The organism is Pseudomonas sp. PSB18 (genome assembly GCF_014596565.1).
In the GTDB taxonomy this organism is placed as follows: domain Bacteria; phylum Pseudomonadota; class Gammaproteobacteria; order Pseudomonadales; family Pseudomonadaceae; genus Aquipseudomonas.
In genome coordinates, this window is sequence record NZ_NOIN01000008.1 from 77174 (window position 1) to 98080 (window position 20907).

General features: G+C 62.4%; 18 protein-coding genes. 3 read left to right on the plus strand and 15 right to left on the minus strand.

Annotated features, from left to right (window positions below; all coding sequences use genetic code 11):
• The first annotated feature begins 294 nt into the window (after positions 1-294).
• Positions 295-1353 (plus strand): quinolinate synthase NadA, encoded by a 1059-nt coding sequence (gene nadA, locus CGA22_RS19185; RefSeq protein ID WP_024779477.1) that lies wholly within the window; start codon positions 295-297, stop codon positions 1351-1353.
• A gap of 80 nt (positions 1354-1433) precedes the next feature.
• Here the strand turns inward: nadA and CGA22_RS19190 are convergent, their stop codons facing one another.
• From CGA22_RS19190 to CGA22_RS19225, 8 genes are all read right to left on the minus strand, one after another.
• Entirely contained in the window at positions 1434-1922 is a 489-nt protein-coding gene (locus CGA22_RS19190; protein ID WP_041020263.1) for an RDD family protein, read from the minus strand.
• Positions 1923-2015: 93 nt separating this feature from the next.
• Positions 2016-2228, minus strand: coding sequence for a cold-shock protein (locus CGA22_RS19195; RefSeq protein WP_024779479.1), 213 nt, complete (start codon positions 2226-2228; stop codon positions 2016-2018).
• A 395-nt stretch (positions 2229-2623) separates the two neighbouring features.
• Positions 2624-3748 carry a glycine cleavage system aminomethyltransferase GcvT gene (gcvT, locus tag CGA22_RS19200; protein WP_041020262.1) on the minus strand — a complete coding sequence of 375 codons (1125 nt, stop codon included), beginning with the start codon at positions 3746-3748 and terminating at the stop codon, positions 2624-2626.
• Positions 3749-3788: 40 nt separating this feature from the next.
• Positions 3789-5165, minus strand: a complete 1377-nt coding sequence (locus CGA22_RS19205; protein WP_041020261.1) for an L-serine ammonia-lyase — start codon at positions 5163-5165, stop codon at positions 3789-3791.
• Between the two features lie 191 nt (positions 5166-5356).
• Positions 5357-8206, minus strand: coding sequence for an aminomethyl-transferring glycine dehydrogenase (gene gcvP / locus CGA22_RS19210; RefSeq protein ID WP_041020260.1), 2850 nt, complete (start codon positions 8204-8206; stop codon positions 5357-5359).
• A gap of 10 nt (positions 8207-8216) precedes the next feature.
• Entirely contained in the window at positions 8217-8600 is a 384-nt protein-coding gene (gcvH, locus tag CGA22_RS19215) for a glycine cleavage system protein GcvH (RefSeq protein WP_024779483.1), read from the minus strand.
• Between the two features lie 366 nt (positions 8601-8966).
• Complete coding sequence (locus CGA22_RS19220; RefSeq protein ID WP_041020259.1) at positions 8967-10475, minus strand: sigma-54-dependent transcriptional regulator; 1509 nt, start codon at positions 10473-10475, stop codon at positions 8967-8969.
• Between the two features lie 212 nt (positions 10476-10687).
• Positions 10688-11593 carry a LysR family transcriptional regulator gene (locus tag CGA22_RS19225; RefSeq protein WP_223194844.1) on the minus strand — a complete coding sequence of 302 codons (906 nt, stop codon included), beginning with the start codon at positions 11591-11593 and terminating at the stop codon, positions 10688-10690.
• A gap of 114 nt (positions 11594-11707) precedes the next feature.
• Here CGA22_RS19225 and CGA22_RS19230 point away from each other — a divergent pair, with 114 nt between their 5' ends.
• Positions 11708-12586 (plus strand): MBL fold metallo-hydrolase, encoded by an 879-nt coding sequence (locus CGA22_RS19230; protein ID WP_041020257.1) that lies wholly within the window; start codon positions 11708-11710, stop codon positions 12584-12586.
• Between the two features lie 174 nt (positions 12587-12760).
• On the plus strand, positions 12761-13375 hold the full coding sequence (locus CGA22_RS19235) for an NAD(P)-dependent oxidoreductase (RefSeq protein WP_041020256.1): 615 nt from the start codon (positions 12761-12763) through the stop codon (positions 13373-13375).
• A 160-nt stretch (positions 13376-13535) separates the two neighbouring features.
• Here CGA22_RS19235 and CGA22_RS19240 read toward each other — a convergent pair whose 3' ends face one another.
• The 7 genes from CGA22_RS19240 to CGA22_RS19270 all read right to left on the minus strand — a co-directional run bounded on the left by CGA22_RS19240 (position 13536) and on the right by CGA22_RS19270 (position 20536).
• Entirely contained in the window at positions 13536-13865 is a 330-nt protein-coding gene (locus tag CGA22_RS19240) for a GlpM family protein (RefSeq protein ID WP_170167956.1), read from the minus strand.
• Positions 13866-13891: 26 nt separating this feature from the next.
• On the minus strand, positions 13892-15220 hold the full coding sequence (locus CGA22_RS19245; protein ID WP_041020255.1) for a sigma-54-dependent transcriptional regulator: 1329 nt from the start codon (positions 15218-15220) through the stop codon (positions 13892-13894).
• On the minus strand, positions 15217-17118 hold the full coding sequence (locus CGA22_RS19250) for a sensor histidine kinase (protein WP_041020254.1): 1902 nt from the start codon (positions 17116-17118) through the stop codon (positions 15217-15219). Before CGA22_RS19250 ends, CGA22_RS19245 begins: the two co-directional genes overlap by 4 nt.
• Before the next feature lie 162 nt (positions 17119-17280).
• Entirely contained in the window at positions 17281-18015 is a 735-nt protein-coding gene (locus CGA22_RS19255; RefSeq protein ID WP_024779491.1) for an amino acid ABC transporter ATP-binding protein, read from the minus strand.
• Positions 18012-18683 carry an amino acid ABC transporter permease gene (locus tag CGA22_RS19260; protein WP_041020253.1) on the minus strand — a complete coding sequence of 224 codons (672 nt, stop codon included), beginning with the start codon at positions 18681-18683 and terminating at the stop codon, positions 18012-18014. Before CGA22_RS19260 ends, CGA22_RS19255 begins: the two co-directional genes overlap by 4 nt.
• Positions 18683-19429 carry an amino acid ABC transporter permease gene (locus CGA22_RS19265; protein ID WP_041020252.1) on the minus strand — a complete coding sequence of 249 codons (747 nt, stop codon included), beginning with the start codon at positions 19427-19429 and terminating at the stop codon, positions 18683-18685. Before CGA22_RS19265 ends, CGA22_RS19260 begins: the two co-directional genes overlap by 1 nt.
• 192 nt (positions 19430-19621) lie before the next feature.
• Entirely contained in the window at positions 19622-20536 is a 915-nt protein-coding gene (locus tag CGA22_RS19270; RefSeq protein WP_041020251.1) for a glutamate/aspartate ABC transporter substrate-binding protein, read from the minus strand.
• Positions 20537-20907: the final 371 nt, after the last annotated feature.

The window sequence follows — 20907 nt, forward strand, 5'->3', positions numbered from 1 at the left end:
TCCCCGTGCAGGTGTGAAGCAAAAGATGACACAGGCGAGCGGGGCGGGTGATTACATTTCAGTCAGGTTGGTCTGGGCATCCGCTCCCAGCGACGCGGTGTTTGAATGGCGCTGGGGCGTGCCGGCCAGGCACCGATCAGAATGATCTTTTGCATCGGCGGGATATTCTGTAGCCTTGCCGGCTTCACGCTGTCCCGTGCCTGATTGATACCCACTTTCCCGGCGGTACCCGAGTGGTCCGGAGCCGGGTGTATACTCGACTTTCGCGCAAATGCGCCTGCAGGTCTTGCGAACATGACGCAAATTTCCGAACGCCTTCTGGTCCAGGCTCACCTCGACGCCAAGCAGCCCAAGCCGCTGAGTGCCGAGCAAGAAGCCTGGTACCGCGCCGCCATCGCCGCCGAGCTCAAGGCTCAGGACGCGGTGCTGGTCGCGCACTTCTACTGCGACCCGATCATCCAGGCCCTGGCCGAGGAAACCGGGGGCTGCGTGTCCGACTCCCTGGAAATGGCCCGCTTCGGCAACGCTCATCCGGCCAAGACCGTGGTGGTGGCCGGGGTCCGGTTCATGGGCGAGACCGCCAAGATCCTCAACCCTGAAAAACGCGTGCTGATGCCGACCCTGGAAGCCACCTGCTCCCTGGACCTCGGTTGCCCGGTGGACGAGTTCTCGGCGTTCTGCGACCAGCATCCAGAGCGTACCGTGGTGGTGTATGCCAACACATCGGCGGCGGTCAAGGCCCGGGCCGACTGGGTGGTGACGTCCAGCTGTGCGCTGGAAATCGTCGAGAGCCTGATGGACAACGGCGAGACGATCATCTGGGGCCCGGACAAGCACCTGGGCACTTACATCCAGCGCAAGACCGGCGCCGACATGCTGCTCTGGGACGGCGCTTGCATCGTCCATGAGGAGTTCAAGTCCAAGCAACTGGAGGACATGAAGGCCCTGTACCCGGACGCCGCGATCCTGGTACACCCGGAATCGCCGACCTCGGTGATTGAACTGGCGGACGCCGTGGGCTCCACCAGTCAACTGATCGCCGCGGCCCAGAGCCTGCCGAACAAGACGCTGATCGTCGCGACCGACCGTGGCATTTTCTACAAGATGCAGCAATTGTGTCCGGACAAGGTCTTCATCGAAGCCCCTACCGCCGGCAACGGCGCGGCGTGCCGCAGTTGCGCCCACTGCCCGTGGATGGCGATGAATACCCTGGAGCGCACCCTCAAGAGCTTGCAGGAAGGCACCAATGAGATCTTCGTCGACCCGGCGTTGATCCCCCAGGCCATTCGTCCGCTCAAGCGCATGCTGGACTTCACCCAGGCGGCGCGGATGAAGCTGGCCGGTAACGCCTGAGTCCTGATGTTCGTTCCCACGCTCCGCGTGGGAATGTCTCTACGGACGCTCCGCATTCGGCTCTGGGACGCGGAGCGTCCTCACTTGGTCTTCTTGGGAACCCGCACCAACTGCGTGTCCGAGTAGATGTCATGCCAGCTGCGCTTGCGTTTGTCGAACAGCGACCAGAAGAAGCCCAGCCCTACCGGCAGCCATGAGGCAATCGACACCACGAACCGCAACAACGCCTGCCACAGGCTGATGGCCGTGCCATCGGCGTTCTGTACGCGGATGCCCCACACCTGCATGCCCAGGGTCTGGCCGTTATGGGTCCAGAACTTGGCGAAGAAACCGAACAGCACGAACAGCAGCACGGTGGACAGCAAGGGGTCGCCATCCAGTGCGCCAGCTTCGGTGAGGGTGCGCATTTTCTCTTCGCCGATGATCCCCATCTGGATCATCTTGTAGACGCCGCTGGTGACGATCAGCAGCGCCGTGCACAGCAGAAAGTCATAGAACATCGCCGCCAGGCGACGACCCAGGCCGACGGGGGGGAAGTCGCCCTGAGGGATGAGCAGGTGTTTCGGCATGACGGCCTCGGACCAAAAAGAAGCCCATTCTACGGATTTACGCCCATAAAAAAGCCCCTGATATCAATCAGGGGCTTCTGGGGTTGCGAAAGCTTAGGCTTCGGCAACAACCTCGTCAGCCTGCATGCCTTTCTGGCCTTGCACGGCAACGAAGGTGACTTTCTGGCCTTCTTTCAGGCTCTTGAAGCCGTTGCCCTGAATGGCACGGAAATGCACGAACAGATCCGGACCGCTTTCAGGAGTGATAAAACCAAAACCCTTTTCGTCGTTGAACCACTTGACGGTACCGCTCTGACGCTCAGCCATTTTCTTATTTCCTTTGACGCTTAAAATTGATGACAGCCTCTTTCACTTGAAAGAGTACTGGGGCTGGGTTGCAGGAAAGTAAGAGACGTCGAACGGGATGTAGCGAACTTCATAGGCTACTGCCCAGGTCACGATTCCAAGCGACCCATGCAAACACAGTGACCAAACTCTACGCCAACTACGAATGAAAAAACAACCCCCTCTGAAGGGCCCGGTTTTCCTAAGCTTCGCGCCATTTATGCGTTTCGTTGGTCTGGGCTTAATCGATAGGCTAGTTCAATTGTTTGGCAGCGTTATAAACACCGTTCAATAGGAGATAATGCACCTTTTTATGGCGGTTGCGTTACACATTAGTGCACGTATAACGCAATCGCGTTACTTATAGAAACAGTCAATCAGCCGCGGTAGTAGCGTTGTGCAACGAATGGCATTTTGCTTACAAGCAAAGGCACCCTTTTCCCACGGACAATGGCCCAGACGGGCGTTTCCAGGATGGTATAGGCGGCGTCCAGATAACCCATCGCCAAAGGACCACCCAGGGTCGGACCGAAGCCGCCGCTGCACACGGTACCGATGATCTCGCCTGTCTCGTTGACGATTTCCGCGCCTTCGCGCACCGGGGTGCGTTCCTGGGGCAGCAGGCCGACGCGTTTACGGCTCACGCCATTGTGTTGCTGAGCGAACACGGTCTCGGCGCCCGGGAAGCCACCGGCGCGGGCACCGTCGGCACGGCGGACCTTGGAGATGGCCCAGAGCAGGCTGGCTTCGATCGGCGTCGTGTCGGTGTTCATGTCGTGGCCATAGAGGCACAGACCGGCTTCCAGGCGCAGGGAGTCACGGGCGCCGAGGCCGATGGCGGCCACTTCCGGTTCCGCCAGCAGGGCACGGGCGAGTTTTTCCGCCTCGGCGGCGGGCACGGAGATTTCGAAACCGTCTTCACCGGTGTAGCCCGAACGGCTGACAAAACAGTCCATGCCCAGCAGCGTGACGCGTTGGAATTGCATGAAGGTCATTTTCGCCACGTCCGGTGCCAGGCGAGCCAGCACGGTGACGGCGGCCGGACCTTGCAGGGCGAGCAGGGCACGGGCTTCGAACAGCGGCTCGATGTCGCACTGGTCGCCGATGTGAGTGCGCAGATGGGCCAGGTCCTGGTCCTTGCACGCTGCGTTGACCACCAGGAACAGCTCGTTGTTGCCCAGGTTGGCCACCATCAGGTCGTCGAGAATGCCGCCATTGGCATTGGTGAACATGGCGTAGCGCTGCATGCCCACCGGCAGGTCGATGATGTCCACCGGCACCAGGGTTTCCAGGGCCTGGGCAGCGCCCGGGCCGGTCAGGCGGATCTGGCCCATGTGGGACACGTCGAACAGCCCGGCCTGATCGCGGGTGTGCTGATGTTCTTTCATGACCCCCAATGGGTACTGCACCGGCATGTCGTAGCCTGCGAACGGCACCATGCGGGCGCCCAGTTCTAGGTGCAGAGCATGCAGCGGGGTCTTCAGCAGTTGTTCGGTGGACATATCAGCTCCTGGAAAAATGAATAGAGGCAAGCAGCGCGCATCAGCATTCGATGATGTTGACCGCCAGACCGCCGCGGGCGGTCTCCTTGTATTTGCTTTTCATGTCGGCGCCGGTCTGGCGCATGGTGCGGATGACCTTGTCGAGGGACACGAAGTGATGCCCGTCGCCACGCATGGCCATGCGCACCGCGTTGATGGCTTTCACCGAGCCCATGGCGTTGCGTTCGATGCAGGGCACTTGCACCAGGCCGCCGATCGGGTCGCAAGTCAGGCCGAGGTTGTGTTCCATGCCGATTTCAGCGGCGTTCTCCACTTGCTGCACCGTGCCGCCCAGGACTTCGCACAAGGCGCCGGCGGCCATGGAGCAGGCGACGCCGACTTCACCTTGGCAACCGACCTCGGCGCCGGAGATGGAGGCGTTTTCCTTGTACAGGATGCCAATGGCGGCGGCGGTCAGCAGGAACCGCACCACGCCGTCCTCGTTGGCCCCGGGAATGAAGCGCATGTAGTAATGCAGCACGGCCGGGATGATCCCCGCCGCGCCGTTGGTGGGCGCGGTGACGACACGCCCGCCAAAGGCGTTTTCCTCGTTGACGGCCAGGGCATACAGGTTGACCCAGTCCAGCACCGACAACGGGTCGCGCAACGCCGCTTCGGGGTTTTTGCACAACTGGCGGTGCAGCGCCGCTGCCCGTCGCTTGACCTTCAGCCCGCCCGGCAGGATGCCTTCGTTGCGGCACCCGGCCGCCACGCAATCCTGCATCACCTGCCAGATCTTCAGCAGACCGGCGCGGGTTTCGGCTTCGGGGCGCCAGGCGCTTTCGTTGGTCAGCATCACCTGGCTGATGGACAGACCATAGGTGCTGCAGTGGCCCAGCAGATCCTTTGCGCTTTTGAACGGGAAGGTCAGGGGCGTGGCGTCTTCGACAATCCGGTCGGCGCCGGCGGCGCCTTCATCGACGACGAAGCCGCCACCCACCGAGTAGTACTCACGGCTGCGCACTTGCAGGCCCGCGCCGTCGAAGGCGCGGAAGATCATGCCGTTGGGGTGGAAGGGCAGCGGCTTGCGAATCATCGCCAGGTGCAGTTTTTCGTTGAATTCGATGGGGTGCTGGCCCAGCAGGTTCAAGCGACCATTGCTGCGGATTTCCTGCAGGCGGGCGGTCACTGTTTCGGTGTCCACGGTGTCCGGGTGTTCGCCTTCCAGGCCCAGCAACACGGCCTTGTCACTGCCGTGGCCTTTGCCGGTGGCGCCGAGGGAACCGTACAGCTCCACCTTGACGCTGGTAATGGTCTCGAGCAGGTCATCACGACGCAGCCCTTCGACGAAACGGGCAGCGGCACGCATCGGGCCGACCGTATGGGAACTGGAAGGGCCGATACCGATCTTGAACAGGTCGAACACGCTTAACGACATGGTGTTTCTCCGGTTTCTTTTTATGGCGATCGAAAGATTGAAAGTGATCCCTGTGGGAGCGAGCCTGCTCGCGATGGCGGAGTGTCAGTCAACATCTGAATTGGCTGTCACACCGCCATCGCGAGCAGGCTCGCTCCCACAAGGGGGAATGCGGCGGTTGAGGGGGACGGGCGAACCCGCCCCCTCACAAGTCAAGCGTAGCTTTCGATCGACGGGCAGGCGCAGACCAGGTTGCGGTCGCCGAACACGTTGTCGACCCGGCCCACTGGTGGCCAGTATTTGCTTTCGATCAACGACGCGACCGGGTACACCGCCTGTTCGCGGCTGTAGGGGTGGGTCCACTCGCCGACGATTTCCGCTGCGGTGTGCGGGGCGTTTTTCAACGGGTTGTCGTCCTTGTCCAGGCTGCCGTTTTCCACCGCGCGGATTTCTTCGCGGATGCAGATCATGGCGTCGCAGAAGCGGTCCAGTTCTTCCTTGGACTCGCTTTCGGTCGGCTCGATCATCAGCGTGCCGGCCACCGGGAACGACATGGTCGGGGCGTGGAAGCCGAAGTCGATCAGGCGCTTGGCCACGTCATCGACACTGATGCCGCTGCTGTCCTTGAGCGGACGCAGGTCGAGGATGCACTCGTGGGCCACCAGACCGTTGCTACCGGTGTAGAGCACCGGGTAGTGCTCTTCCAGGCGACGGGCGATGTAGTTGGCATTGAGGATCGCCAGCTGCGAGGCGCGCTTGAGGCCCGCGCCACCCATCATGCGGATGTACATCCAGGTGATCGGCAGGATGCTGGCGCTGCCGAACGGCGCCGCACACACCGCGCCTTCCTTGCGTTCCATGTTGGCGTGGCCCGGCAGGAAAGGCGCCAGGTGCGACTTGACGCCAATCGGGCCGACGCCCGGGCCGCCACCGCCGTGGGGGATGCAGAACGTCTTGTGCAGGTTCAGGTGCGACACGTCGCCGCCGAACTTGCCCGGCGCACAGAGGCCGACCATGGCGTTCATGTTGGCGCCGTCGATGTACACCTGGCCGCCGTTGTCATGGATGATGCCGCAGATTTCGCGGATGCCTTCCTCGAACACACCGTGGGTGGACGGGTAGGTGATCATCAGTGCGGCGAGGTGTTCGCGGTGCTCGATGGCCTTGGCCCGCAGGTCTTCGATGTCGACGTTGCCACGGGCATCGCACGCGGTGACCACCACGCGCATGCCGGCCATGTTGGCGGTGGCCGGGTTGGTGCCGTGGGCCGACGAAGGGATCAGGCAGATGTCGCGACGCTCTTCGCCACGGCTCTGGTGATAGGCGCGGATCGCCAGCAGGCCGGCGTACTCACCCTGGGAACCGGCGTTGGGTTGCAGCGACACCGCGTCGTAACCGGTGGCGGCGCACAGCATGGCTTCCAGTTCATCGGTCAACTGCTGGTAACCGGCGCTCTGCTCGGCCGGGGCGAATGGGTGCAGGGCACCGAATTCGGCCCAGGTCACCGGGATCATTTCACTGGCGGCGTTGAGTTTCATGGTGCAGGAACCCAGCGGGATCATGGTGCGATCCAGGGCCAGGTCCTTGTCGGCGAGCTTGCGCAGATAGCGCATCAGCTCGGTTTCGGAATGGTAGCGGTTGAACACCGGGTGGCTGAGCACCGGCGACTGGCGCACCAGCTCGGCGGGGATGCGGCTCTGCACGCTGGCAGCCAGGGCGGCGAAGTCCGGCAGGGCCTTGCCGTCGGCCAACACGCGCCAGAGGGTTTCGATGTCGGCCTGGCAGGTGGTTTCGTCCAGGGACAGGCCCAGGCGTTCAGCGTCTACTACGCGCAGGTTGATGCGTTGGGCGCGGGCCTGGTCGTGCAGGGCGGCGGTTTGCGCGCCGGTGTGCAGGGTCAGGGTGTCGAAGAAACTGTCCTGTTCGACGCTCACGCCCAACGCGCCCAGGCCCTTGGCGAGGATCGCGGTCAGGTGATGGATGCGGTTGGCGATTTGCACCAGGCCCTTGGGACCGTGGTACACCGCGTACATGCTGGCGATGTTCGCCAGCAGCACCTGGGCGGTGCAGATGTTGCTGGTGGCTTTCTCGCGACGGATGTGTTGCTCGCGGGTCTGCATCGCCAGGCGCAGGGCCGGCTTGCCGAAACGGTCCACCGACACCCCGACCAGGCGGCCTGGCATGTCGCGCTTGAAGGCATCTTTAGTGGAGAAATAAGCCGCGTGCGGGCCGCCGAAACCCAGCGGTACGCCGAAGCGTTGGGCGCTGCCGATGGCGACATCGGCGCCGAATTCACCTGGCGGGGTCAGCAGGGTCAGGGCCAGCAGATCAGCCGCGACCGCTACCAGGGCGTTGGCCCCGTGGAAGCGTTCGGTCAATTCGCGGTAGTCGAACAGGTCGCCGTTGCTGGCCGGGTATTGCAGCAGCGCGCCGAAGAACGGGCTGGCATCGGTCAGCTCGCGTTCGTCGCCGACCACCACGTCGATGCCCAGGGGCTCGGCGCGGGTGCGCAGCACGTCGAGGGTCTGCGGGTGGCAATGGCGCGAGGCGAAGAAGGCGTTGCTACCCTTGTTCTTGCTCAGGCGCTTGCAGAAGGTCATGGCCTCGGCGGCGGCGGTGGCTTCGTCCAGCAGGGAGGCGTTGGCAATCGGCAGGCCGGTGAGGTCGCTGATCAGGGTCTGGAAGTTCAGCAGCGCTTCGAGACGACCCTGGGAAATTTCCGGTTGGTACGGCGTGTAGGCGGTGTACCAGGCCGGGTTTTCCAGCAGGTTGCGCAGGATCGGTGCCGGCGTATGGCAGTTGTAGTAGCCCTGGCCGATGTAGGTCTTGAACAGTTGGTTCTTGGCTGCGATGGCTTTGATCGAGGCCAGTGCATCGGCTTCGCTCTGGCCGTCACCCATCTCCAGCACGCTGGTGCCCTTGATGCTCTCAGGGATGACGCTGGCGCTCAGGGCTTCCAGGGAGTCGTAGCCCAGGCGTTCGAGCATGGCTTGCTCGTCGCTGGCCCGTGGGCCGATATGACGGGCGATGAATTCGTTGGCGGTGCCCAGATTAACGGTCATGTGGCGCTCCTCAGGCTTCGGCGTTGGCTTTGATCAGGCGGTCGTAGGCGTCCTGATCCAGCAGTTGGCCAACTTCAGCGGCATTGGCTGGCTTGAAACGGAAAAACCAGCCTTCGCCCAGCGGATCTTCGTTGACCAGTTCAGGATTGCTTTCCAGGGCCGGGTTGACTTCCAGCACTTCACCGTCCAGCGGCATGTAGACACCGCTGGCGGCCTTCACCGATTCCACGGTAGAGGCTTCGTCACCCTTGGCGTAGGTTTGCAGTTCCGGTAACTGAACATAGACCACATCGCCCAAAGCGTTCTGTGCAAACGCGGTGATGCCGACTGTGACGCTGCCATCGGCTTCGGCGCGCAGCCATTCGTGATCTTCAGTGAAACGCAACTCGCTCATGGAAACTCCTGGGGCCAGATTCGTCTGGTGGACGCGAAGAAAGGCGCGGGACATGACCCGGCCGTATGGTTATAGCCATAGCAAGAATGCGGCCAATGTCGATAAGTGTTTATGAATCAATGACTTGAGGGGATTTTGAGTGGCGCGGGGAATCCGGTCTGTAGCGAAATCGCTACAGTGTCGCGCCTGGAAAAAATGATTGTGGGATCAAAGCCTTATCCGGCGCAGTTTACCGCTAGCTGTAGCGATATCGTTCCACTGTAGCGCTTTCAGTACAGATGGAGGTCGTTTTTGAGCCGATTGTTGGTCGAGGCAGGCCCATGTGGGAGCGAGCCTGCTCGCTCCCACATGGGGAAGGTGATGCGGCTACGGCTTGTTGGGAATCCCATACTTGCGCAACCGATGGGCAATCGCCGTATGGGAGGTCTGCAGGCGGCTGGCGAGTTGACGGGTGGAGGGGTAGTTGACGTAGAGGCTTTCGAGCAAGTGTTTCTCGAAGGTTTCCACGGCCTGCTCCAGGCTTTCGACGTCCACATCGCCTTGGCGCGCGACGGAGGTGCCGGCGATGTCCAGGTCGCCGATGTCCACCAGGCTGCTCTCGCAGATCGCCGCGGCGCGGAAGATCACGTTCTGCAGTTGTCGCACGTTGCCTGGCCAGCGGTTGCCCAGCAGCGCCGGATAGGTGCCGGGGGCCAGGCGACAGACCGGGCGTTGGATCTGGGCGCAGGCCTGCTGCATGAAATGCCGGGCCAGCAGCAGGATGTCCTGGCCGCGCTCACGCAGTGGCGGGACCTCGACGTTGAGCACGTTCAGGCGATAGAACAGGTCTTCGCGGAACGAACCTTCGTTGACCATTTTCTCCAGGTTGCGATGGGTCGCGCTGAGGATCCGCACGTTGACCTTGATTTCCCGGTCGCCGCCGACCCGACGGAAGCTGCCGTCGTTGAGGAAACGCAGCAGCTTGGCCTGCAGGTACGGCGACATCTCGCCGATTTCGTCGAGGAACACCGTGCCCTGGTTCGCCAGTTCCATCAGCCCCGGCTTACCGCCGCGCTGGGCACCGGTAAAGGCGCCGGGGGCGTAGCCGAACAGTTCGCTTTCGGCCAGGTTCTCCGGCAGCGCGGCGCAGTTCAGGGCCAGGAACGGTGCGCCGTGCCGCGCACTGATGGCATGGCAGGCCCGGGCCACCAGCTCCTTGCCGGTGCCGGTCTCGCCCTGGATCAACAGCGGCGCATCCAGCGCCGCAACCCGTTGCGCCCGGGCCTTGAGGGTGCGGATCGCCGGAGAGTCGCCGAGCAGCGCGTCAAACCCTTCGGCATGGTCGTGGTGCAGCGCCGACAGGCGTTCGCCGATGCGGTTCGGCTGGTACAGCGTGAGCAGCGCACCGGCGTCGGTGATGGGCGTGGCGTCCAGCAACCAGGTCTGGCCATTGAGGGTGATTTCCCGTAGCGGCAAGCGAAAGCCGTTCTCCAGCAAGGTGCCCAACAGCGCCTCGTCCCCGAACAGCCCGGCCACGCTCTCGCCGGCCGGTTCGCGACCGTACAGGGCGATCAGCGCAGGGTTGGCCAGCAATACGTTGCCGGCGCTGTCGAGGGCCAGCACCGGGTCGGTCATGGCCGCCAGCAGGGCATCGAGCTGCAGGTGCCGACGCTGGCCCGGCAGGATGTCCACCACGGTGACCGCTTGTACGCCCCGCACGCTGAACAGCGCCTCACGCAGCTCGTCCAGCACCTGCGGGCTGAGGGTCGGGGCGTCGATGTAGACGTTGGGCGGCACCATCTCCACCGCATCCAGGTTGAGATTGCGCCCACCCAGCAACGCCAGGACTTCCTGGGTGATGCCGACGCGGTCGATGAAACTGACGTGGATACGCATGGGGCGGTTTCGGGTTCTGGAGTGCGGAGGGTGGCAAGTATGCCTTGGGGCGGGCTGTTGGTGGAATCCAGGTGCACGACTTGAGAGGTGTATTGCCCCTGTGGGAGCGAGCCTGCTCGCGATGGCGCTGTGTCAGTTGCGCAAATGCTGACTGATACTCCGCCATCGCGAGCAGGCTCGCTCCCACAGGGGGTATTGGTGAGGAAGTATTTCTACAACCCCACGTCCCACTCCGGTGTCTCGGGAAACCTCGTCACCAGGAAGTCCACCAGGCTGCGCAGCGCCGACGGCATGTGCCGGCGTGATGCGTACACCGCGTACATGTTCATCTGCCGGGGTTCGGCGTGGGCCAGCAGCCGGGTCAGTTCGCCGCTCTTGATGTGGGCGCCGGCCTGGTAGCTGGGCAGCATTGCCACGCCGGCACCGGCCATGGTCGCCCGCAGCAAGGTGCTGGCGTCGTTGCCGCTGATATTGCCCTGCACCGGCACCGAGACCTGCTCGCCATCCTGGTCGAAATGCCAGAGGCTCTTACCCACGTAGGAATGGGTCAGGCAATTGTGCTGGCTCAGGTCCTCGACCCGTTGCGGTACCGGGTGCTTGCGCAGGTAACCGGGCGAGGCGCAGATCACCGAGCGGCAGACGGTGAGGCGTCGGGCGATCAGGCTGGGGTCCAGGTCGTTGCTCATGCGGATCGCCAGGTCGATGCGTTCGTCCACCAGGTTCACGGTGCGATCCAGCATTTGCAGGTCGACGCTCACCCCCGGGTACCGGCTGACGTACTCGGCGATGGCCGCTGCCAACTGGGCCTGGCCGAACGAGGTGCTGGCGCTGATGCGCACTATGCCCCGCGGGGCATCGTCCGGCGCGCTGACGGCCGCCTGCATGTCGCTGGACAGTTCCAGCATCTGTCGGCAGCGCGGCAATACCTCCAGGCCGGCGGCCGTCAGGCTCAGTTTGCGGGTGGTGCGGTGCATCAGCCGGGCACCGACCCAATCCTCCAGCTCCGCCAGATAGCGCGAGACCACCGGCCGTGACAGGTCCAGGTACTCGGCCGCTGCCGACTGGCTGCCCAGGTCCACCACGGCGACAAACACCCGCATTGCTTGTAGACGATCCATGATTTGCCCGCTTTCAGAAACAAACTATGTCGTAGCATCGCATTTTTTGGAACGAACCAGATGACTAAGCTCCGTTCCATTGCCTTTAGGGGCCTATGGACAATGGAGCACAGCATGACCGCAATCACCCCACTCAAGCGCCTGTTGCTGGCAACCGCCGGCCTGGTCCTCACCGCCCACGCCTGGGCCGCCGACCTCACGCTCGACGTCTACAATCCTGGCGAGGCAGCGGTTTTCCCGGTGACCTCGGTACTGGTCAGCGGCGCAAAGGAGGCGATTCTGGTGGATGCCCAATTCGGCAAATCCCAGGCTGAACAGGTGGTGCAGAAAATCCGCGCCAGCGGCAAGCAACTGACCGCGATTTATATCAGCCATGGCGACCCGGACTACTATTTCGGCCTGGAAACCCTGACCGCTGCGTTCCCTGAAGCCAAGGTGCTGGCGTCTGCGCCGACCGTCGAGCACATCAAGCAGACCGTCGACGGCAAGCTTAAATACTGGGGCCCGATCCTGAAGGCCGACGCGCCGGCCAAGGCGGTCGTGCCCCAGGTGCTCAAGGGCGACAGCCTGATGCTGGAGGGCCAGCGCCTGCAGATCGTCGGCCTCGACGGTCCACAACCGGAGCGCAGTTTCCTGTGGATTCCATCGATCAAGGCAGTCGTGGGTGGTGTGGTGGTGGCCGAGAACATTCATGTCTGGATGGCCGACACCCAGACGCCGCAGTCCCATAAAGACTGGCTGGCGACACTGGCCGGCATTGAGAAGTTGCAGCCGAGCACCGTGATCCCGGGCCATTACCTCGGCCAGAGCACCCGCTCCCTGGCTGCGGTCACCTTCACCGCCGGCTACATCAAGGCGTTCGACGAAGAGACCGCCCGGGCCAAGGATTCCGCCGCGCTGATCGCGGCCATGAAACAACGTTATCCCTCCCTGGGCGAAGACAGCTCCCTGGCGCTCAGTGCCAAGGTGGCGAAGGGTGAGATGAAGTGGTGAGGGACTTGTTCTTGTTATGCAGGAGCAAGGCCTGTGGGAGCCAGGCTTGCCCGCGATGAATTTGATGCGGTCTTTCTGAAATCGCGGCGTCTGTATCGCGAGCAAGCTTTGCTCCCACGGGCTTTGTATTCACAACAGTATTCTGTCAAACATCGTTAATCACAGGAGAACACCATGAGCAAAATCGCAATCATCGGCGCTACCGGTCGTGCCGGCAGCCAGCTGATGGAAGAAGCCCTGCGTCGCGGTCACAGCGTGACGGCCATCGCCCGTAACACCGCGAAAATCGGGGAAAGGGCCGGGGTGACCTGCAAGCAACTGGACGTACTGGACAGCGAGGCGTTGACCGCCGCGGTCGACGGTCACGACGTGGTGATCAGCGCTGCCCACTTTGCCACCGTGCCGGCCGACAAGATCGTCGCGCCGCTGAAGGCCGCCGGGGTCAAGCGGTTGCTGGTGGTGGGCGGCGCCGGTTCGTTGCTGCTGCCGGACAACAGCCGGGTGATCGACAGCGATGGTTTCCCGCAGGAATACCTCGCCGAAGCCTCCGCCGGTGCATTGTTCCTGGACGTGCTGCGCAAGGAGCAGGACCTGGACTGGACCTTCCTCTCGCCCTCGGCGGAGTTCGTGGAAACCGGACGCACCGGCCAATTTCGGGTCGGTAAGGACCACCTGATGTTCGACGCCACCGGGCGCAGCTGGATCAGCTTTGCCGACTACGCCATTGCGATGATCGATGAGGTGGAAGCACCGCAGTTCTCACGCACGCGCTTCACCGTCGGCTACTGATCCGGCGCCATCGCGAGCAGGCTCGCTCCCACCATGTTGCGGCCACCCAGGCCCCTGTGGGAGCGAGCCTGCTCGCGATGGCGGCAGTACAGGCAGCATCACCACACGCTGATCCACCGCTATCGCGAGCAAGCTCGCGCCCACAGGGTGCCGCCAACATTCAGCCGTGGACCCTCACCCAGACACTGACCAGCACCGTCGCCGCCATCAGCCAGGCCACGGCCGCCACGGCCAGTGAAGCCTCGAGGCGCATGCGATCGACCATGATGTACAGCGTCGCCAGATACACGAAGTAGGGAATGATCGACCACATGCCGAACACGATGGTGGTCTTCAGGTCGTCCACCGAGCGGCCCTTGCCGACGATGTAATGGGCGATCAGGGCAAAGGTGGGGAACAACGGCACCAGCCCGGCGATGTAATAGTTTCGGGTCTTGGCGAGCATCGCCAGGATCACCACCACCGCCGCGCCGAGCGCCGCCTTGAAAATCAGGTCCACAGTGTCATCGTCCCCGTTCAGTGGCTCAGGCCATACTTTTTGACTTTGTCGAACAGCGTGGTCTTGGCCATCCCCAGTTCCTGGCTGGCCTGGGTCAGGTTGCCACCGCTGCGTTGCAAGGCGTCGACCAGCAGGTTGCGCTCGAAGGCTTCCACTGCTTCGGCGAAGGCCAGGCCCTGGCTGGCGCCGCTGGCCCCGGACTTCTTGAAGGCCGGCAGGCCGAGGGCGAAACGTTCGGCGACGTTGCGCAGCTCGCGCACGTTGCCCGGCCAGTCGTGGCTCATCAGGTTCGACAGGGTCTGGTTGTCCAGCGCCGGCGCCGTGCGGTCGAAGCGCAGGGACGACTGCTGAAGAAAATGCTCGAACAGTTGCAGGATGTCTTCGCGCCGCTCCCGTAGCGGCGGCAGTTCCAGGGTCACCACGTTGAGGCGGTAGTACAGGTCGCTGCGAAACTGTCCGGCCCGACCCAGTTCATCCAGGTCGGACTTGGTGGCGGCGATCACCCGGCAATCCACGGCCACGCTCTGGTTCGAACCCAGCCGTTCGAGGGTGCGTTCCTGCAGCACGCGCAGCAATTTGATCTGCAAGGGCAGGGGCATGCTTTCCACTTCATCGAGAAACAGCGTGCCGCCGTCGGCGTGTTCGATCTTGCCGATCCGACGCTTGCCGGCGCCGGTGAAGGCATTGGCCTCATGGCCGAAGATCTCGCTTTCGAACAGGTTCTCTGGCAGGCCGCCGCAGTTCAGTGCGACGAACTGTTTGCCATGGCGTCGGCTGAAATCGTGCAGGCAGCGGGCGACCAACTCTTTGCCGGTACCGGTTTCACCTTCTATCAACACGTTGGCCGAAGTATCGGCGACGTTGGCGATCAATTCCCGCAAGTGCTGCATGGCCGGCGAACGGCCGATGATCCGACCTTCCAGGGAGTCGCGCTCGGCCAGTTGCCGGCGCAGCGAAGTGACCTCGCGGGCCAGGCTGCGCTGTTCCAGGGCGCGACGGGCGACGTCCACCAGGCGTTCGGGGGAGAAGGGTTTCTCCATGAAGTCGTAGGCGCCTTTCTGCATGGCGCCCACCGCCATGGAGATGTCGCCATGACCGGTGATCAGCACCACCGGCAGGCTGCGGTCCCGTGCCTTGAGGCGGGTCAGCAGCTCCAGGCCATCGATGCCCGGCAGGCGGATGTCACTGATGACAATGCCGGCAAAGTCATCGCCGACCCGCGCCAGGGCTTCCTCGGCGCTGCCCACGCCGACGCAGGGAATGTCTTCCAGGGCCAGGGCCTGCTGGCAGCCCAGCAGGACATGGGGATCGTCTTCGACGATCAGTACGCTCAGGTCGTTGTTCATAGCGGCTCGGCGGATAAAGGGCTTACCAACGGTAAACTGAGGACAAAGGTGCTGCCACCGCCATCCGGGTGCTCGACATCCAGGTGCCCGCCAGCGGCGGCGGCGAGGCTCGCCGAGAGCGTCAGGCCCAGGCCCAGGCCTTGTTCGCCGGGTTTGGTGGTGAAGAAGGGCTCGAACAGATGCTTGCGTGTCTCGGGGTCGATGCCATGACCGTTGTCCCGTACCCGCAGGCGATATTTTCCATCTTGGGCCTGGCCTTCGAGCCACAGCCGTGGCTCGGGTCGGCCCTGCATGGCGTCCAGTGCATTGCCGATCAGGTTCACCAGGATCTGCTCCAGGCGCGTCTGGTCAATCTGCACCTGGATGTCCTCGAAACCGGCATGGACCTGGACATTCTGGCTTTCAAGGCGAGCGGTCAGCAATAGCTGGGCGGCCTCGACGGCCTTGCCGAGGCTGGCCCGGCCCTTGTCGTCCCCGCGCCGGGCAAAGGAACGCAGGCTGGCGGTGATCCGACCCATGCGATCGATCAGTTCGTTGATGGTCCTGAGATTGGCGCTGGCGGTATCCAGCTGGCCGCGCTCCAGGAAGCGCACGGTGTTGCCGGACAAGGTACGCAGCGCGGCCAGCGGCTGGTTGAGCTCGTGGGCGATGCTGGTGGACATCTGGCCGATGGCGGCCAGTTTGCCAGCCTGTATCAATTCGTCCTGGGCCCGGCGCAATGTTTCTTCGGCCTGCCGGCGTTCGCGGATCTGGCTCTTGAGCCGATCGTTGCTGGCCCTGAGGTCGGTGGTGCGTTCGGTAATCCGACGCTCGAGCTGGCTGTTGGCTTCCTGCAAGGCTTCGCGGGCGGCGAGGCGGGTCGCGATGACTTTGCGCCGTTCGTTCCAGGCGATCAGCAGGAACGCCACCAGGGCGAAGGCCACGGCCACCAGGATGCCCTGGTTGATCGATTGGCGCCGCAGATCTTCAAGGGGCGTCAGCAGGGTGAAATTCCACGGCGTGTCGTTCAAGGGCCGGGTCTGCGAGAGGTAACTGATGGCCTGCTTTTCGGCGGCCACTTCGGTGTTGGCCGGGAACGTCAGTTTCTCCATGCCCTCGGTCAGCCGTTCCCGGGCCAGGGGGATCAATTCGTTCAGCGGGAACCAGTAGTACTGCAGGCTACGAGCCAGGCGTTCCTTGGTATCGTCACTCAGCGGACGCACGGACTTGAGTCGTCGTGCCGGGTCGCTGGAGAGGATGATGATGCCGTTCTCGTCGCTGACGAATGCTTCCAGGCGCGCCCGTTGCCAGCGCTCCTCCATGGCTTCGAGCCGGACCTTGACCACGGCGACGCCGATGATCTTGCCCTGTTGTTCGAGACCATGGGCCAGGTAATAACCCGGCTCGCCGTTGGTGCTGCCGATGCCGTAGAAACGTCCCGGCTGGCCGCGAACGGCGTTCTGGAAATAGGCACGGAAGGACAGGTCTTCGCCCAGGTAACTGTCGACGTCGCGCCAGTTACTGGTGGCCATGACCCGGCCGGTAGTGTCCATCACATAGATGGCCCGGCTGCGGCTGCGGCGGTTCAGGCCTTCGAGGTATTCGTTGACGGTCTTGCGATGTTCCGGTGTCGGGTCGTCGAGCAGTTGCGAGACACTGGATTCAAGCTCCAGCAGGCTGGGCAGGTAGGTGTACTTGCTGATCTCGCTCTCGACCGCACGGGCGTGCAATTCCAGCTGGCGCTCGCCATTCTCGGCGAGACCGCGAATGCCGTAGTGCTCGCTGATCCAGAAACCAAGGTAACCCAGGCCGATCATCAGCGCGATGATCAACGGCGGCAGAAACAGATGGCGGATCAGGCGGGGTTTCACGGCAAGTGATGGCGGCGTCGCGCGATAGAGGGTGGGGTCGCATTTCATCACAGAAGCCTTGGGTCAACCACAACACAAATCCACAAAGCAGCTCCGATCCCTTGTGGGAGCGAGCCTGCTCGCGATGAGGCCAGCACAGCCAACGTCGATGTTGAATGTCCGTCCGCTTTCGCGAGCAGGCTCGCTCCCACAGGGAGTGGGGCTGAGCTTTTAGTGCTGCAGGATTTTCTCAAGGAAGTGCTGCGCACGTTCGGAGCGGGCGCTGATGTCGCCGAAGAACTCCTCCTTCGGGCAGTCTTCGATGATCTGGCCCTGGTCCATGAAGATCACCCGGTTCGCCACCTTGCGGGCGAAGCCCATTTCGTGGGTCACGCACATCATGGTCATGCCTTCGTGGGCCAGTTGCACCATCACGTCGAGCACTTCGTTGACCATTTCCGGGTCGAGGGCCGAAGTCGGTTCGTCGAACAGCATCACCACCGGGTCCATCGCCAGCGCACGAGCAATCGCCACGCGTTGTTGCTGGCCGCCGGAGAGCTGGCCCGGATGCTTGTGGGCGTGAGCCGAGAGGCCGACCCGATCGAGCAACTGCAAGCCTTTTTTGGTGGCTTCTTCCTTGCTGCGGCCCAGCACCTTGATCTGCGCGATGGTCAGGTTCTCGGTGATGGTCAGGTGCGGGAACAGTTCGAAGTGCTGGAACACCATGCCCACCCGCGAACGCAGTTTCGGCAGGTTGGTCTTCGGGTCGGCGATGGACGTGCCGTCGACCACGATGTCGCCTTTCTGGAACGGCTCCAGGGCGTTCACGCACTTGATCAGGGTGGACTTGCCCGAACCCGACGGACCGCATACCACGACCACTTCACCCTTGCTGACCTCGGTGCTGCAATTGGTCAGTACCTGGAAGTCCCCATACCACTTGTTGATGTTCTTGATAGAGATCATACGGCGAACCTTTTTTGCAGACGCTTGACCAGCAGCGAGGCGGCAAAGCTGATTGTGAAGTACACGAGACCTGCGACGATCAGGAACTCATTGGAGCGGCCGATGATGTCGCCATTGGCTCGCGAAGCATTGAGGAAGTCCACCAGGCCGACGGTGTAGACCAGCGAGGTGTCCTGAAACAGGATGATGCTCTGTTGCAGCAGCAGCGGGGTCATCTTGCGAAACGCCTGGGGCAGGATGATCAGGCGCATGGTCTGGCCATAATTCATGCCCAGCGCCTGGGCAGCGCCCATCTGGCCCTTGGGGATCGACTGTACGCCGGCCCGCACGATTTCGCAGAAGTACGCGGCTTCGAACATCATGAACGCCACGACGCAGGAACCGAACGCACCGATCGGCGTGTCTTCGCCGGTGATCCAGCGCAGCACGAACGGCACCGCCAGGTAGAACCAGGTGATCACCAGCAGCAGCGGGATCGAGCGGAAGTAGTTGACGTAGGCGCCGGCGATATTGGACAGCAACTTGTTATGGGACAGGCGCATCAGCGCCAGGATCGTTCCCAGGACGATGCCACCGACCACGCCCAGGACCATCAGCTTGAGGGTCATCACCATGCCGTTCCACAGGCCGGGAATGGCCGGAACGACACCACTGAAATCGAATTCCATTATTTACCCCCCACGGAGATGAGGCCGGGCACCGCGACTTTCTTCTCGACCATGCGCATGAGCAGCATCAGGCTCATGTTCAGGGTGAAATAGATCAAGGTCGCCAGGGTGAAGGCTTCGAACAGGTTGGCGGAGAACTCGGCGGTCTGCTTGGTCTGCGCGAGCAGTTCCATCAGGCCGATCAGCGAGGCCACGGAGGAGTTCTTGAATACGTTGAGGAATTCCGAGGTGAGCGGCGGAATGATGATCCGGTAGGCCTGGGGCAGCAGCACGTTCCAGTAGATCTGCGGCAGCTTGAAGCCCATGGCCCGGGCAGCGGATTCCTGGCCGCGTGGCAGCGCCTGGATACCGGTGCGCACTTGTTCGCAGACCCGGGCGGCGGTGAACAGGCCCAGGCACACAACGACGCTCAGGTAGGCCGAGGTGGTCGGGTTCAGGTCCTGCTTGTACCATTCCTGCAGGTTTTCCGGCAGCAGGTCGGGGACCAGGAAGTACCAGATGAACAGCTGCACCAACAACGGCACGTTACGGAAAAGCTCCACGTAGCAGGTGGCGATACCCGACACCAGCCGGTTCGGCACGGTGCGCATCACACCCAGGACCGAGCCCAGCAACAGGGCAATGATCCAGGCCACGACGGCGATGGCGATGGTCCAGCCCAGACCGGCGATGTACCAGTCGAGATAAGTCTCGCTGCCCACGCCGGTGGACTTGAAGAACACGCCCCAGTCCCAGTTGTAATTCATTAGGGTCTCCCCTCAGATCGTTCGATGTACAGATGCCCGTCTGGGGAAGCTCCGTTCCCGCCCGACCTTGAAGGTCAGGCACACGCGTCCGGCTCGACAGCCACCGGTTCGAGTGTTTCCTTATTGTCAGCTGGGAGTGACCATCCCCTGAAAGGGCCGGGCCCCTTCAGGAGATAAGGTTAGTCAGAAAACTCAGGACTTCTTGTCGTCAGCCGCTTTGTCGGTCGGATTGGCGATCAGTGTCTTGAGCTCGTCGCTCATCGGGAAGTTCAGGTTCAGGTTTTTCGGTGGAATCGGCTGGGTGAACCACTTGTCGTAGATCTTGTTGATCTCGCCCGACGCGTAGGTGGCCTTGATGGCGTCATCCACAGCCTTTTTGAACGGCTCGTCGCCTTTGCGCATCATGCAGCCGTAGATTTCGTAGGACTGTGGCGTACCAGTGACGGCCCAGTCATCGGCTTTCTTGGCCTTGGCCGCTTCGCCGGCCAGCAGGGCGTCGTCCATCATGAACGCGACGGCACGACCCGATTCCAGCATCTGGAAGGATTCGCCGTGGTCCTTGGCGGAGATGACGTTCATGCCCATCTGCTTGTCGGCATTCATGGCCTTGAGCAGTCGCTCGGAGGTGGTGCCGGCGGTGGTCACGACGTTCTTGCCTTTCAGGTCGTCGAAATCCTTGTACTTGGAATCTTTCTTGGAGAGCAGGCGGGTACCGATCTCGAAGATGCCAACGGAGAAGTCAACCTGCTGCTGACGCTCGACGTTGTTGGTGGTGGAGCCGCATTCCAGGTCCACGGTGCCGTTCTGTACCAGTGGGATACGGGTTTGCGAAGTGACCAGGTTGTACTTGACCTGCAGGTTCGGCAGGTCCAGGTCTTTTTTCAGGGCTTCGACGACTTTCAGCTGGATGTCGTGGGAGTAGCCGACCGGCTTGCCGGAAGCGTCCGCGATGTAGGAGAACGGAATGGAAGCGTCGCGATGCCCGAGCGTGATGACGCCGGACTCTTTGATCTTTTTCAGCGTGCCGGTCAGTTCGGCAGCGAAAGCTGGAGTGCTGATCAGAGCGACAGCAACGGCTGCGCCCAGGAGATGGGGAACGATACGCATCGATGTTTCCTCGACATTGTTTTTTTTATTTCAGCCGGTTCGGCCCTGAGTACTTCGAGTGCCCGGTTGCTCCTGTTGTGTTGGTGCCCAGGCATTCGTCTCCAGGAGTGTAGAGCATGACCCGTGCCAGGCCAGTGAGCCATGGATAACCTATTGTTTTGTATAGGTATTAATGTTTTGTTTCAGGTTTTTTATGGGGAAATCATCCGGTTAGCCGAACCGACTGCCGGGTCGCGTTCGGAAAACCGAATGCCTTGAATCCGCATCGGCCCCGAGGGAGCGAGCCTGCTCGCGATAGCGGTGTGCCTGAATCAATAGAGGCTGGATGTCCCATCGCTTCGCGAGCAGGCTCGCTCCCACAGGGCCGGTGG